This window comes from Bradyrhizobium sp. MI1.10 (assembly GCF_055811035.1).
The window spans coordinates 167131-181075 of sequence record NZ_JBVVPN010000004.1 but is presented as its reverse complement, the minus strand read 5'-3'; the positions used below and the strand labels follow the sequence as shown (position 1 = coordinate 181075).

Below are 13945 nucleotides of genomic sequence, written 5' to 3'. Positions count from 1 at the left end.
TGTTAGTTGGCGTCGTGTGCACTGGGACATCAAACAAAATCTCTCTAAAGGCGGCGGAGGCAGGCGAAAGAGAAGCGGATGTGTGCGCCACTGCAGAATGGCTGGCGGGCGATGCAGATCGAAGGTGTGATGGAGCAGCAAACCCAACCCGCCTGCACCACAGCTTGAACGATCAGCGAAGAATTCCTCGCACTCGCCGATATCGTTGACAAAGCTGAGGTCAACTTGATCTTGTCGAAGTGAAAAGCGGTGCAGATGGCCGAGTGATTAATTCTCAGTGCCGAGGCATTGAGCGCAACGCGAGCGGCCATTATCTTTCCCTGTCGAATTAGGGATTGTCGCCGCAGACGCCGGCAGAGACGTTCGCAGCCCTTCCGAGATGACTCTTAAGTCTTCCAAGTGCCTCGGCCGGCCAATTTCGGAGATTGGCCACCGCAACCCATGCATCGGGATAGTGTTCTGGCGCGTAGACATGGCCATAACCGAAGGGCGTGCCGGTTGCGACCGCCATGTCAACGGCGATCTGCAGCATGGTCACGACCGGATACCATCGAAGTTCAGGCGAAACGTCCGGACCGCGCGGTGCATTCATCTAGGCCGGGCGCCGGTAGGCGTACCGATAATCGAAGAATACGATCGGGTCACTTGCAACCTGCTGGTGGCCGGGCGAGTTTCCGGACTGCTTCGCCAAAATCGTCCATCCGACCGCACCTACGGCGTGCTGCCGATGTCCCACATCGTCGGCTGTTCCATTCTGCTGATTTCGACGCTGATGCACGGCAGCACCTTGCACGTCATCGCCAAGGCCGATCCGGCTGCGCTCGCTCATGCCATCGCCGAGGAAGGGATCACCAGCCTGTTCGGCGTGCCGGCCACGTATCAGCGCTTGCTCGAATACAAGGCGGTCAAGGGCATCCAGATCGAGGACGAGCTTGGTATTCCGCTCCTGAACAATTATAGCATTACCGAATGTTCACCGGGTCTCTCCGGTGTCCGCTCAGACCTGTTCCAGACGAGTCGGTTGGCCCCTTTCTTCCCGGTATCGAGCACCGGATCGTGGACGGGCAAGGCAGGACGGTTGCGATCGGCGAAGTGGGCGAGCTGCACGTTCGCGGCCCCAACGTGATGCTGGGCTACTATCGTGCTCCGGAGCTGACGGCGGCGGCGATCGACAGCCAGGGCCGGTTCAACACAGGGGATCTCGCCCGGGTGAACGGTGAGGGCCATCTCTACATCGCCGGCCGCACCAAAGAACTCATCATTCGCTCCGGGTTCAACGTCTACCCCGCCGAGGTCGAGGCGGTTCTGAATGCGCACGATCAGGTCGTGCAATCGGCCGTGGTGGGACGATCTGTCGATGGCAACGAGGAAGTCGTTGCGTTCGTCCAACTGCTGCGAAGCGGGATCTGCAAAGGCGTTGGGAAGGTCCGCGCCTGTCCAAAGAATGTAGTCGTCGGGTTGGCCCGCCACGCCAATTTCGAGGAAGCGCGCATAGTTTAGGCCATCTATCGTAAATTGCCTGTTTGAGAAATTCTGCTTCAGCTATGTAATGCCGTGGAAGATTGATTTAAGCGCTTCCGCAACTTTTTCCTGTGCCACTGTCGGAAAGTCTTTCTTATCTGTCCGGTTCTGGATACAGCGCCTTGAAGCGTTCCGCCACCGGCGCGGGCAGTCTTTGCGGTCACCTCAGAATCTTGGCATAAGGACGTAATTCGCTCAAGAAAATGAAATTGAGGAACTGATGTCTGCCGGGTCATCCAATCGGGGCTACTTCGTTTTAACGCTCGCACCCTTATCGGGAGACGCGGAATACACGGACGCTGGCACCTTCGATGATTTCGATGAAGCAATGCGTGAGGCGGAAAAGCTTAGCGGAGCTAATCAAGACAAGAACGTCTACCTGAGCGAAGCTGCGGTGTTCAAAGTCGGACGTTCCTCAAAGGAGGAGCCGATGATGTTCTGGTGGAACAAACCCTACGCTGACATGCTCGAAGAGGTGCCTCGCGCCAGAGGATACGGCTACCACACGCCTAAGAGGGGCGGCGCGAGATTTATCGAGTACGAACCAGACCCAGCTTTTCAAACATTCGAAGATTTGGAAGAACAGCTAGGCGATGCCGATGAAGCAGAGTCGGACGAGGCCGAGTACGCCACAGGACATTGCGAATCCTGCGGCAAGATCGTTCCCCTTTACGAGCTGAGCGATTTCACCACCAGCGAAGAAGCCGGTCGTTTATGGGGATCAACTCGCACAGGACGGTCTTCCTCGAGACGCACTTCGCCTAGGAGCTCTTCATACACTAGCGGCTCTTCGTCCTCGAGTTCGTTCGGGCGCGGAGAAGGCGACGCGGGAATGGACGAAATCCCAGCCAGCGCCGCGTCTCTTGTTCGGACCACTGGCGAGAAGAGCCGGGTCGCTGAGCCGGGACAGGTCGACCACGTAAAGCCCTGCATCGCCGCGGAATGGCGCTCACCACCGGACGGTTCGGCTGCGCCTTCGCGCGGCACCTGATGCACTCCGCCGAATTAACTTCCAACAGCAACATACGATTCACATATGTGGATGCTGGAACAACGTCGGCGGATTTCAGTCTCCGTTGCATCATTTTCCCGATTGGTCCACCGGCGGGCCATGATCCAAGCTTGTTAGAAGGCTTGGTTGGGGGTTACACGACATGCGTGAATATCCCGGTCCAGCGGCTGACGCCATTGTGCGGCTGCATGAGCGTCTAGAACAGCTTACGTCTCAATTGTCCGAACTGGAGTGTCTTCGGGCCCGCGTGCTCGAAGCGGAGCGGAGCGTACTGATCACTGTCGAAACCGCTCCGTCCCGTTCGCGAGCGCCATCGCGGCATACGCGTTTTCCAGTTTCCCCAGTCCGTTCATCTCTTTGAAGTTGTGGCACGCGAACTTTAGCCTCCCGTTGACTTCGTCCGAGGCTCTGGCAGAGGCCGCTAGCGACGGTGCGGCGTTGGAACGCTTCGCCGATTACCGAATGTTCCCGGCACACGGCCCCAAAGTGGGCAATGCAGTCGCGCCCCAGCTCCCCCAATCCCTCGGAGCCGGGGCAACCCGGTCCACCACCATGTTTAGAGGTTTTGCTATCGCGCTATTTGGGCTGACCATTCTTTCGCAGCTCGATCAGGCGCTCTTCCTATGGTCGAAATACTGACGCTGCGCGCAGGCTTGTGCGGCAGATTAGTCGCAGTTTTGGGTTGTAGGTGAGCCGTGCTGCCATCATTCGCGCGAGGCATGTGAGCTTCCTCAACGGCTACTTCTTCAACAGTATCCCTACCTGAACAGACGAAGCGTCCGGGAATAATGCATTGTATTCGGTGCCAGGCCGCAATACCGGAACCGCTATTTCCCCTTCAACGTGACCAAACATAACTGGGGTTTGCACGTATCCAAATCGCGCAGCATCCGCGCGCACTCGTACGGTAGTGTCATGAACCAGCTTTACAACACTGTTTGCGATATCGCCCTCCTGAAGGAGCGGGATGATTGCTTGGGTAAAAAGCCCATGTTGAGAAATCGGATCCTCAAGCGCCTCTTCGGTCACACCGCACGCAGCGAATAGAACGCGCCCATTACCGGTAATCTCCACAAAGGCTGACCCAGCGTCGCGAGGAATTGGGCTACCTTCGAGAACGCGCGCCGGGGCGCCACCACTAAAGCAACAATCGAGGAAACAAATGACGGCCTTTGCGCGTGAGACCTTGAATCGACGGGCTAGCTCATCCATTGGGAGAGTCGTGGCGGCTAGGTCAGAAAATTGCGTGTCATGAGTGACTAGGCGATGGTCATGGGTACCATGGCCTACGAAACTCAGAATGACCGTGTCTTCAGGTCCTGCTGCATCAAGTGTTGAAGTGAGCAGGTCGCGGATGGCTGCAAGGGTATCCTCGACGTGAAGGTCGACGATGTCGCCGAACGTTCGAGCCTGCACAGCAGCCTTCGGTTTTGGTGATCCACTGCGGTCGATGTTGCGCTCCATATCGAGCGCCCAAGTCCTCGCCGTCCTTGCGCCGGCGGAAAGTCTCTGACACGTAGCGGTTCTTGCGGCGGACCTGGACGCGCCAGTTCCCGGAAGACAATTGCGTGAAGCTGGCCACGGCCGTGTGCACTCCCCAATTCGTGTGCGCTACGTGTGCATTGAGAGGTCAAAACAGGTACAAACGTGTGCAAATTCGGCTAGTTTGGAGTGCACACGTTCATGCTTCATCCTATTGAAAGCACAAGGTAAATCATTGAAATCGCAACGCTATCGCTTTTCTGTGGCGCCCATGATGGATTGGACCGACCGGCATTGCCGGGTGTTCCACCGTCACCTGACGCGGCGGGCGCCGCTCTATACGGAGATGCTGACCACTGGTGCCATCATTCATGGTGACCGGGAGCGGCTGCTTGGGTTCGACATGGTCGAGCACCCGGTCGCGCTTCAGCTTGGCGGGTCGGATCCGCGCAAGCTGGCGCTGGCGGCGCGGATCGGCGAGGAGTTCGGTTATGACGAGATCAACCTCAACGTCGGCTGCCCCTCCGACCGCGTGAAGGACGGCCGTTTCGGCGCTTGCCTGATGGCAGAGCCTGATCTCGTGGCGAGGTGTGTCGAGGCGATGAAGGGTGCGGTGGCCGTGCCCGTGACCGTGAAGTGCCGCATCGGTATCGACGACCAGGATCCGGAAGTCGCACTCGACAAGCTTGCGCGCGCGGTCGTCGCCTCCGGCTGCGATGCGCTTATCGTGCATGCCCGGAAAGCATGGCTCAACGGTTTGTCACCGAAGGAGAATCGCGACATCCCGCCGCTCGACTATGATCGCGTCTATCGCCTCAAGCGCGCGATGCCCAATGTGCCTGTCATCATCAACGGCGGCATCCCCGGTGTCGACGAGGCCAAAGCACATCTCGATCACGTTGACGGCGCGATGCTCGGACGGGCCGCCTATCAGGAGCCATGGCGGCTGCTCTCCGTCGATACCGACATTTTCGGCGAGGAGGCGCCGCATGCCTCGATGCAGGATGCGCTCGAAGCGATGATGCCCTACATCGAACAACAGCTCGTGCGCGGCACGCGGCTGCACTCCATGACGAGGCATTTCGTCGGCGCATTCCATGCCGTGCCCGGCGCGCGCGCCTTCCGCCGCCATCTTGCCGAGCAGGGGGTGAAGCCGGGCGCCGGCCTCGAGGTGCTGCGCGATGCGATTGCACGTGTCGGTGCCCGCGCGCCGGCAGAGGCGGCGGCCTAGCCGTAGTCGCATGACGAGCCGGATTGCAAAAGTCTAGTCGACTGCCAGGCGCGAGCGGCGGTGACTGGTCTGGAGCTCCGGATAACCGGTGAGCATCAGCTTGTCGGCGCGCACGCCCCAGCTCTCCAGGCGATCGAGGAAGCTCATGCCGAGCAGGTTGGTCTTCATCTGTCCGCGCTGCACGACGAGGGCCGGCACCGATTTCTCGACGAGGTGGCCGACGGAGAGACGGTCGATCGTGAGGCGGGCCGCCTTGGTGTGACCGCCCGCGGTTTCGAGATCGACGTCGTATTCGAGCATCTCGAGCGGCAGCCCGATCGCTTTCGCGGTTTCCCAGGTCAGCACCACCGAGGTCGCGCCGGTGTCGATGACCATCGGTGCGGCCACGCCGTTGATCTTGGCGCGCAGCGCGAATTCGCCGCCCTGGCCGCGCTGAATCTGCACGGCGGGGGCGGGCGCTGCGGTCTGCGTGCGAAAGATATGCGAGACCTTGCTGCTCGCGCGCGCGATCTGGTCGGAATCGCCATAGGCGACGACGGCACCGGCCGTGCAGGCGAGCATGATGAGAACGAGCAGGAACCGGATCATTGCGCATCTCCCGATGCGCTCAGGCCGGTCAGCTGCGTTTCGGCGATCCCGCGATGGGCGCAAGTCCAGCCTGATTCATGCGCGCCGGCAACAGCGCCATGAGCGCGAGCCGTTCCGCGCTCTCCATGGCGTGCCAGCGCGCGATCTCCGGCAATGTGCGTCCGCAGCCGAAGCACAGCCTGGTCTTGGGATCGATCATGCAGACGGCCACGCACGGCGTTTCTTTGCTCATTCGGACATAGTGGCGGATGGTCGGGCATGACTGCAAGCATCTCGTTACGAGCCCGTACCTGCGCTCATGATCGGCTTGCGGCGGGGCCGGCGCTTCTCGTCCGCGACCGCGGAACTCTCGGGTTGGAGCGGCGGAGAATCATCCGACATCGGCGCCAGCGCGCTCATCACGCGCTCGGGCGGGAAGGTGACGATCACTTCGGTGCCGATGCGCAGCTTCGATTTCAGCGTGAACGTACCGCCGTGCAGGTCGACCAGATTCTTGGCGATCGGCAGGCCGAGACCGGCGCCCTGTTCGGCCGACTTGATCGAGTTGGAGCCTTGGCCGAACGATGCCAGCACGACCGGGATCTCGTCCTCGGGGATTCCGGAGCCGGTATCCTTCACCGAGAGATATTGTCCGCCTGAAGCCGTCCAGCCGGCCTTGAGCCAGATCTCGCCGCCCTGCGGAGTGAACTTGATCGAGTTGGAGAGCAGATTGAGCACGACCTGGCGGATCGCTCGCTCGTCGGCCCAGAGCCGCGGCATTGCCTGCTCGAACACTTCGTGGATGGTAATGCCACGGCTCGAGGCGCGCAGCTTCATCAGATGATGGCAGTCGGCGACGATGCCGACCAGCGAGACCGCTTCCTCGTTGAGCTCGTAGCGGCCAGCCTCGATCCGCGACAGATCGAGGATCTCGTTGATGAGGTTGAGCAGGTGGACGCCGGAATTGTGGATGTCGGCCGAGTACTCCTTGTAGACCGGCACGGCATGCGCGCCGAAAATCTCGCTCTTCATCACCTCCGAGAAGCCGAGGATCGCATTGAGCGGCGTCCGGAGTTCATGGCTCATCTGCGCCAGAAAGCGCGACTTGGCGACATTGGCGGATTCGGCGCGGTGGCGCGCCTCGTCCGAGATCGCCTTGGCCTGTTCGAGCTCGCCGATCAGCGCGTCCTTCTCGGCGCGCGCCTCGAGCGTGGCGAAGGTCGAAGAGTGCAGACGGTGGGCCAGCAGCACGAAATAGCCTTCAGCGGCGAGGGCGAGCGCGGCCAGGATGTAATTGTCCAGCGAGCCGGTCATCACGAAGCTCAGCGCCATCGCGACCGCGACCGGTGCGGTGGCGGCGAGGGCGGCGATCGGCAGATTGGCGGCCAGCATGCTCGATACTGCGATCACCAGCAGCATCAGGAACATCATCAGCGATTCCGTGATCATGTCGAGCACGGGATGGATCAGGATCGCCATCCAGCAAAGGCCATAGAGCAGGTCGAGGACGACGAAGCGTGTCTGCCATGCGCGCGTTCCCGCGGGCGAGGCGGGCTCGGCCAGGAAGCGGTGGCAGCTGCGGATCATCGCGGCATGGATGCAAAGCATGCCGGCGGTCCAGGCCGCGGCCGGGATCGGCTGCATCCACAGCCCAAACAGCACGCCCGTCGCGACCACAAGCAGCATCACGACATAGGAGGCCGACAGCCGGGTCTGGGCGTAATGGCGCAGCATCTCGGCGTCGAAAGCCGGCCGGGTTCCACTGGTAGACGTTAACTTGTCGCGCGCCTCGCGCACCCGCTGTGCCGCAGCCCGGCGATGGCTCGCCGACGGCACGCTCACCGGCTCGGCCGGAAGCTGCACAACCTCGGGCTTTTCAGCGGGTTTACTCATCGCACAACAACAATTCCTGCCCGCGCGGGACGGGCCTTCTGCATTGTCTATCTCTGGCAAGAAATCCTTAAGAGGTGACTTAAGGAGCTAAAGAATTACGTTAACCCGGCGTTAATTTTGGATCCGGTGTGAGCCGCTCAATGCAGCGCCGCGTGCTGTGCGATGTACACCACTGCTCCCGCCAGATAGCCGGCGAGCGCCGGGAGGGCGATGCGACGGGCGTACCAGAGGAACTCGATGCGCTCGAGCCCCATGGCGGCGACGCCTGCGGCCGAGCCGATGATCAGAATCGAGCCGCCGGTGCCGGCGCAATAGGCGATGAATTCCCAGATGAAGCTGTCGGGTGGATAATGCGCGAGGTCGTACATACCCATCGTCGCGGCGACCAGCGGCACGTTGTCGATGACGGCGCTGAGCAGCCCGAGCACGATCACGATGATGTCCTGTCGGCCGATCGCGGTGTCCAGCCATTTGGCCAGCATGGAGAGCAGGCCGGCATGTTCGAGGCAGGCAACCGCGAGCAAGATTCCGAGGAAGAACACGATCGAGCCCATGTCGATCCGCGTCAGCGCATTCGCAAGCGTGAGCGGACCGCGGACATGCTCATCCTTATTGCGATGAACGATCTCGCCGACCAACCACACGATGCCAAGCCCGAGCAGGACGCCCATGAACGGCGGCAGGTGCGTGACCGTCTTGAAGGCGGGCACCGCAATCAGCACGCCGAGTCCGAGATAGAACATCACGTTCCGCTCGAACGGATCGACGCCCTGCAATCCGTCCTCTTTCGGCGGCGGTGCGATGGTCTTGCCCTTGAGCGAAAAGCTGATGAATGCGAGCGGCACCAGCAGGTTCAGCAGCGAGGGCAGGAACACCCCGCCCATGATTTTTAGGGGCGAAATCTGTCCGCCGATCCACAGCATGGTCGTGGTGACGTCGCCGATCACGGTCCATGCACCACCGGCATTTGCGGCGATGACGATGAGTGAGGCGAACAGCAAGCGGTCGTCGCGCTTGGCGATCAACCGCTGGATCAGCGAGACCATGACGATGGTGGTGGTCAGATTGTCGAGGATTGCGCTGAGGAAGAAGGTCACGAAGCCAATCAGCCATATCAGACGGACCTGGCTGGTCGTGCTGATGCGGGAGGTGATGACCTCGAAACCGTCATGGGCGTCGATGACCTCGACGATGGTCATCGCGCCAACCAGGAAGAACACGATCTGCGCGGTGGCGGCGACGGACTCGTCAAGCTGACGGCCGACCAGCGTGTGGTCGCCGGTCGCGAGCGCGTAGATTGTCCAGAGCACGCCCGCGCCGAGTAGAGCAGACGCGCTCTTGTTCACCCCGATCGGATGCTCAAGCGCGATCGCCGCATAGGCGAGGACGAAGATTGCGGCGAGTGCGATCAGCAAGACAGGATCACTTCGTCAGGTGTCAGCGATTAAGGCGCGCGAGCAGGCTCGACGTATCCCAGCGCTTGCCGCCCATCTTCTCGACCTCGGCGTAGAACTGGTCGACCAGCGCGGTCACGGGCAGGTTGGCGCCGTTGCGGCGGGCTTCAGCCAGTGAGATCGAGAGATCCTTGCGCATCCATTCGACCGCGAAGCCGAAATCGTACTTGTCCTCGTTCATGGTCTTGTAGCGGTTCTCCATCTGCCAGGACTGCGCGGCGCCCTTTGAGATGGTTTCGATCACGGCGGCGACGTCGAGGCCACTCTTCTTGGCGAAGTGAATACCCTCGGAGAGGCCCTGGACGAGGCCGGCGATGCAGATCTGGTTGACCATTTTGGTCAGCTGGCCGGAGCCGGCGGGCCCCAGCAATTTGCACATCCGCGCATAGGCGCCCGTGATGATCGGCTCGGCACCCGCATAGGCGTCCTGCGTGCCGCCGCACATCACCGTCAGCACGCCGTTCTCGGCGCCGGCCTGGCCGCCGGACACGGGTGCGTCGATGAACTTGAAGCCGGCCTTGGTCGCGGCAGCATCAAGCTCACGCGCGACCTCGGCGGAAGCGGTGGTGTGGTCGACGAAGGTCGCACCCTTCTTCATGCCGGCAAACGCGCCGTCGGCACCGATCGTGACCGCGCGCAGATCGTTGTCGTTGCCGACGCAGCACATCACGAAATCCTGGCCCTCGGCCGCGGCCTTCGGGGTCGCCGCGGTCTTGCCGCCGAACTTGTCCGCCCACTCCTTCGCCTTGGCCGCGGTGCGATTATAGACGGTGACCTCATGGCCCCCTTTTTTCACGAGGTGTCCGGCCATGGGGAAGCCCATCACGCCGAGACCGAGGAAAGCGACTTTAGCCATCTGTGGTACCTTGTCCGTAGTTTGGGTTTTACGGTTCTTGCCGGGCGAGGGCCGCCCGGTTCCGCCATTGCGGCAGATCGGCCGCACCATAAACCCTTGAGGCCGGAGGGCAACGGCTTCGTTTGGCCCCTGCCTGTGCTAGGATGGCGGACTTAAGGACTTCAAAAAAATGGAGCGAAGGCATGGGCGGCGTAAGCGTGGGCGTGCTCGATCATTTCAACATCCGGACCCGGAATCTGGCCGAGACCGCCCGCTTCTACGAGGACGTGCTGGGCCTGGAAAAAGGCCCCCGGCCGAATTTCGCCTTCCCCGGCGCCTGGATGTACAGCGAGGGTAAACCGGTGGTGCACCTGGTCGGTATTTCTCCGACTGCCGAGCCACAAAAGCCGGATTCCGGCGTTGTCCACCACGTCGCCTTCGCCAGCCGCGGCTTTGACGGCATGAAACAGCGGCTGGCCTCAAAGGGGATGAAGTTCGACTCCCGCCAGGTGCCCGGCGGCGAACTCTGGCAGATCTTCGTCCATGACCCGAACGGGGTCATGATCGAGCTGAACTACGAAGCGGCCCTGGAGCAGGGCGCCGCGCCCGCCGAGATGGCTGACGATATCGGCAGGCAGTAGCCTTTTGGGCGTTTCCGCTCTAATGGGGCATCTTGAATTCTAGGAGATGCGCTTTGAGCGTGACGCAGCAACAGGTTCTCGACAGCCTCGCCAGGATCAAGTCGCCCCGCGGGGTTGCGCTCACCAATGCCAATGTGCTGAGCGCGATCAGCGCGGCCGACGGCAAGGTGTTCTTCTCGATCAATGTCGATGCCGCCGAGGCGCGCGCCTGGGAATCCGTCCGGGCCGAGGCCGAGGCCGCGGTGCGGGCCATTCCCGGCGTCACCACCGTCATGGTGGCGCTGACCGCCGAGCGCAAGGCCGGCGCGGCGCCGCCACCGCCGCCAACTCCCAGCCGCGGTACGCCAGGCGTGCAGCCGGTCCATGCCCACAAGCCGCCGCCGCAGGGCGGCGCCCAATCGCCGATGGCGCGGCAGTCCGAGATTCCGGGCGTCGCGGCCGTGATCGCGGTTGCCTCGGGCAAGGGCGGCGTCGGCAAGTCCACCACTGCTCTCAATCTTGCGCTGGGCCTGCGCGATCTCGGCCTCAAGGTCGGGCTGCTCGATGCCGACATCTACGGCCCCTCGGTGCCGCGGCTGACGGGCCTGCATGAGAAGCCGGAGCTGGATGGCGAGCGCAAGATGATTCCGCTCAGGCGCTTCGGCCTGGCGATCATGTCGATCGGCTTCCTGGTGGAAGAAGAGACTGCGATGATCTGGCGCGGGCCGATGGTGATGTCGGCGGTGACGCAGATGCTGCGCGACGTCGCATGGGGGCAGCTCGACGTCCTCGTCGTCGACATGCCGCCAGGGACCGGCGATGCCCAGCTCACGCTGGCGCAGAACGTCCCTTTGAAAGGCGCCGTGATCGTCTCGACCCCGCAGGACCTGTCGCTGATCGACGCAAGGCGGGGGCTTGCGATGTTCAAGAAGGTCAACGTGCCCGTGCTCGGCATCGTCGAGAACATGAGCTATTTCCAGTGCCCGCAATGCGGCACGAAATCCGACATTTTCGGCCATGGCGGCGCGCGCCACGAGGCTGAGAAGCTCGGGGTGCCGTTCCTGGGCGAGATCCCCCTGCACATGGCGATTCGCGCCACCTCGGATGCGGGCACGCCCGTTGTGGACAGCGAGCCGGACGGTCCCCATGCGGCGATCTACCGCGCCATTGCGGGACAGGTGCGGGACCAGCTCAAGGGCGTCGTCGCCGCGGCCTGAGCGGATCCAAGGCAATACCTTCAAGCCAACCCCTTCAAACCAATACTCTGGGGACATGCGACTTTCGTAGAGCCCTGTCATGCCAATGTCGCGTTTCGAAAGCGGGGCTTCCGTGTTAAAGGCCCACGGCAGTCAAGCCCCTTCGGTTCGACGCGGCCCAAGAACGCGTCGCCGGAATGAGCGGCAGCAAAGAGGAAGTTAGGGGAAACGCCCCAACAAGGAGAGACTGAAGATGAAGCGTCGTGATTTTCTGAAAGTGTCGGCAGCCGGCGCGGCGGCGACCGCCGCGGTGGCCTCGCCGGCAATCGCGCAGTCCTCGCCCGAGATCAAGTGGCGCCTGACATCGAGCTTCCCGAAGTCGCTCGACACCATCTATGGCGGTGCCGAGCAGATGGCGAAGTACGTCGCCGAGATGACCGACAACAAGTTTCAGATCCAGGTCTTCCAGGCGGGTGAAATCGTTCCGGGCCTGCAGGCGCTCGATGCGACGCAGAAGGGCACCGTCGAGATGTGCCACACGGTGTCGTATTATTACGTCGGCAAAGACCCGACCTTCGCGATCTTCGCGTCGGTGCCTTTCGGCCTGAACGCACGCCAGCAGAATTCCTGGCTGTACCAGGGCGGCGGCAACGAACTCGCCAACGAGTTCTTCAAGAAGACGAACGTGGTGGGCTTCCCCTGCGGCAACACCGGCACCCAGATGGGCGGCTGGTTCCGCAAGGAGATCAAGACCGTTGCCGACCTCTCGGGCCTCAAGATGCGCATTGGCGGCATTGCCGGCCAGGTGCTCCAGAAGGTCGGCGTGGTGCCGCAGCAGCTCGCCGGCGGCGACATCTATCCGTCGCTCGAGAAGGGCACCATCGACGCGGCCGAATGGGTCGGCCCCTACGATGACGAGAAGCTCGGCTTCGCCAAGGTCGCCAAGTACTACTACTACCCGGGCTTCTGGGAAGGTGGTCCGACCGTTCACGCCTTCGCCAACATCGACAAGTGGAACGAGCTGCCGAAGAACTACCAGGCGATCCTCACCAACGCGACCGTCAACACCAACACCTGGATGGCCGCGCGCTACGACATGGTGAACCCCGGCGCCCTGAAGCGTCTGGTCGCCGGCGGAACGCAGCTTCGCCCGTTCACCAACGAAGTTCTGGAAGCCTGTCTCAAGGCGACCAACGAATTGTGGGGCGAGATCTCGGCCAAGAACCCCGACTTCAAGAAGTCGATCGACGCCATGCAGGCCTACCGCTCCGACGAGTATCTGTGGTGGCAGGTTGCCGAATACACCTACGACAGCTTCATGATCCGCTCGCGCACTCGCGGTTGATCTTCGAATAAGCCGCAAGACGACAGGCCCGGTCTCGTTCGCGAGGCCGGGCTTTTTCTTTGGGACGAGGCTGCGGAGCGGCGTTGTCGCCGGGGTACGGGTGGGGCGTCCAACAAAAAATCTGAAAAACAACCCCATGCACAGTAGACGAGGGGTGAGAGGACAAGGCGCTGCGCGTGCAGCCAAGCGCTTGATGCGATGGAGCTAATTGGCAGGCAGGCCCAAGCATCGCGCGGTGGATGGGAACTTCGCATTTTAAGCGCAAAAGCGGGGTGAGCCCAGGCGGACCAAGCGAATGTTTCAGCGAGGGCCATTTGACTCGTCGGGCAAAACAGGAGCATAAAGGTATTATCGCATAATCCGAAATTGCTACCTCGGTGCCGCTCCGTGGGGTGATGATGAGCTTCGATCCCGATGAGGTTCAAAGCGCGCTGCGCAAGGCCTGGTCGTTGGCAACGGCCAGTCAATGGACGGCGAGCAATCCGGCGGCAGGACAATGCAACGTCACCTCGCTGCTGATCCACGAGCTCTTCGGCGGCGACATGCTGAAGACGCCGCTGCCTGCCGGCGACCATTTTTACAATCGCATCAAAGGCCGGCGGTATGACTTCACGGCGAGCCAATTTGATCAGCCGATTGCTTACAAGGATTTACCTGCAAGCCGTGCCGATGCGGGATTGGGAGCGACAAGCGATGAACTGGCCGAACTCAGAGCCGCCTTTCAGGAGCGTCGTACGAAGAAAAGGTAAGGGCCAATCGCAGACGGATGACAGGACTGTGCGCGGGAAA

Annotated in this window: 13 protein-coding genes and 3 pseudogenes; 9 read left to right on the top strand and 7 right to left on the bottom strand. The window is 61.8% G+C overall.

The features are described 5' to 3' along the window. Nucleotides 1–328: 328 nt before the first annotated feature. Nucleotides 329–655 (bottom strand): annotated as a pseudogene (locus AC0L3K_RS06800) (alpha/beta-hydrolase family protein); the annotation flags it as partial. A 72-nt stretch (nt 656–727) separates the two neighbouring features. On the opposite strand from AC0L3K_RS06800, the pseudogene AC0L3K_RS06795 reads away from it, so the two are divergent. From AC0L3K_RS06795 to AC0L3K_RS06780, 4 genes and pseudogenes are all read left to right on the top strand, one after another. After that, nucleotides 728–850 (top strand): annotated as a pseudogene (locus AC0L3K_RS06795) (hypothetical protein); the annotation flags it as partial. Nucleotides 851–969: 119 nt separating this feature from the next. After that, a pseudogene (locus AC0L3K_RS06790) lies at nt 970–1080 on the top strand (hypothetical protein); the annotation flags it as partial. A gap of 12 nt (nt 1081–1092) precedes the next feature. Next, nucleotides 1093–1500 carry an AMP-binding enzyme gene (locus AC0L3K_RS06785; RefSeq protein WP_051058399.1) on the top strand — a complete coding sequence of 136 codons (408 nt, stop codon included), beginning with the start codon at nt 1093–1095 and terminating at the stop codon, nt 1498–1500. Between the two features lie 241 nt (nt 1501–1741). Further along, nucleotides 1742–2512 (top strand): hypothetical protein, encoded by a 771-nt coding sequence (locus AC0L3K_RS06780; RefSeq protein WP_473365634.1) that lies wholly within the window; start codon nt 1742–1744, stop codon nt 2510–2512. 759 nt (nt 2513–3271) lie between these two features. Here AC0L3K_RS06780 and AC0L3K_RS06775 read toward each other — a convergent pair. Beyond that, nucleotides 3272–3997, bottom strand: coding sequence for a caspase family protein (locus AC0L3K_RS06775; protein WP_473365633.1), 726 nt, complete (start codon nt 3995–3997; stop codon nt 3272–3274). 253 nt (nt 3998–4250) lie between these two features. On the opposite strand from AC0L3K_RS06775, the gene dusA reads away from it, so the two are divergent. Further along, complete coding sequence (gene dusA / locus AC0L3K_RS06770) at nt 4251–5246, top strand: tRNA dihydrouridine(20/20a) synthase DusA (protein ID WP_473365632.1); 996 nt, start codon at nt 4251–4253, stop codon at nt 5244–5246. Nucleotides 5247–5279: 33 nt separating this feature from the next. On the opposite strand, the gene AC0L3K_RS06765 is transcribed toward dusA, so the two are convergent. From AC0L3K_RS06765 to AC0L3K_RS06745, 5 genes are all read right to left on the bottom strand, one after another. Then, nucleotides 5280–5834, bottom strand: a complete 555-nt coding sequence (locus AC0L3K_RS06765; protein ID WP_007592605.1) for a TIGR02281 family clan AA aspartic protease — start codon at nt 5832–5834, stop codon at nt 5280–5282. A 28-nt stretch (nt 5835–5862) separates the two neighbouring features. Continuing rightward, the gene (locus AC0L3K_RS06760; protein WP_007592603.1) at nt 5863–6066 is read right to left on the bottom strand and encodes a DUF1289 domain-containing protein; all 204 of its coding nucleotides are present in this window, start codon (nt 6064–6066) and stop codon (nt 5863–5865) included. A gap of 44 nt (nt 6067–6110) precedes the next feature. Continuing rightward, nucleotides 6111–7706 (bottom strand): sensor histidine kinase, encoded by a 1596-nt coding sequence (locus tag AC0L3K_RS06755; RefSeq protein WP_354127829.1) that lies wholly within the window; start codon nt 7704–7706, stop codon nt 6111–6113. A gap of 137 nt (nt 7707–7843) precedes the next feature. After that, the gene (gene nhaD, locus AC0L3K_RS06750; RefSeq protein ID WP_007592600.1) at nt 7844–9121 is read right to left on the bottom strand and encodes a sodium:proton antiporter NhaD; all 1278 of its coding nucleotides are present in this window, start codon (nt 9119–9121) and stop codon (nt 7844–7846) included. A 22-nt stretch (nt 9122–9143) separates the two neighbouring features. Continuing rightward, nucleotides 9144–10016, bottom strand: a complete 873-nt coding sequence (locus AC0L3K_RS06745; RefSeq protein ID WP_354127830.1) for an NAD(P)-dependent oxidoreductase — start codon at nt 10014–10016, stop codon at nt 9144–9146. Nucleotides 10017–10198: 182 nt separating this feature from the next. Here AC0L3K_RS06745 and AC0L3K_RS06740 point away from each other — a divergent pair, with 182 nt between their 5' ends. The 4 genes from AC0L3K_RS06740 to AC0L3K_RS06725 all read left to right on the top strand — a co-directional run bounded on the left by AC0L3K_RS06740 (nt 10199) and on the right by AC0L3K_RS06725 (nt 13905). Then, entirely contained in the window at nt 10199–10636 is a 438-nt protein-coding gene (locus tag AC0L3K_RS06740; protein ID WP_473365631.1) for a VOC family protein, read from the top strand. A 53-nt stretch (nt 10637–10689) separates the two neighbouring features. Continuing rightward, nucleotides 10690–11832 carry an Mrp/NBP35 family ATP-binding protein gene (locus tag AC0L3K_RS06735; RefSeq protein ID WP_354127831.1) on the top strand — a complete coding sequence of 381 codons (1143 nt, stop codon included), beginning with the start codon at nt 10690–10692 and terminating at the stop codon, nt 11830–11832. A 232-nt stretch (nt 11833–12064) separates the two neighbouring features. Then, on the top strand, nt 12065–13156 hold the full coding sequence (locus AC0L3K_RS06730) for a TRAP transporter substrate-binding protein (protein WP_018459388.1): 1092 nt from the start codon (nt 12065–12067) through the stop codon (nt 13154–13156). Nucleotides 13157–13551: 395 nt separating this feature from the next. Beyond that, complete coding sequence (locus tag AC0L3K_RS06725; RefSeq protein WP_473365630.1) at nt 13552–13905, top strand: YunG family protein; 354 nt, start codon at nt 13552–13554, stop codon at nt 13903–13905. Nucleotides 13906–13945 lie beyond the last annotated feature (40 nt).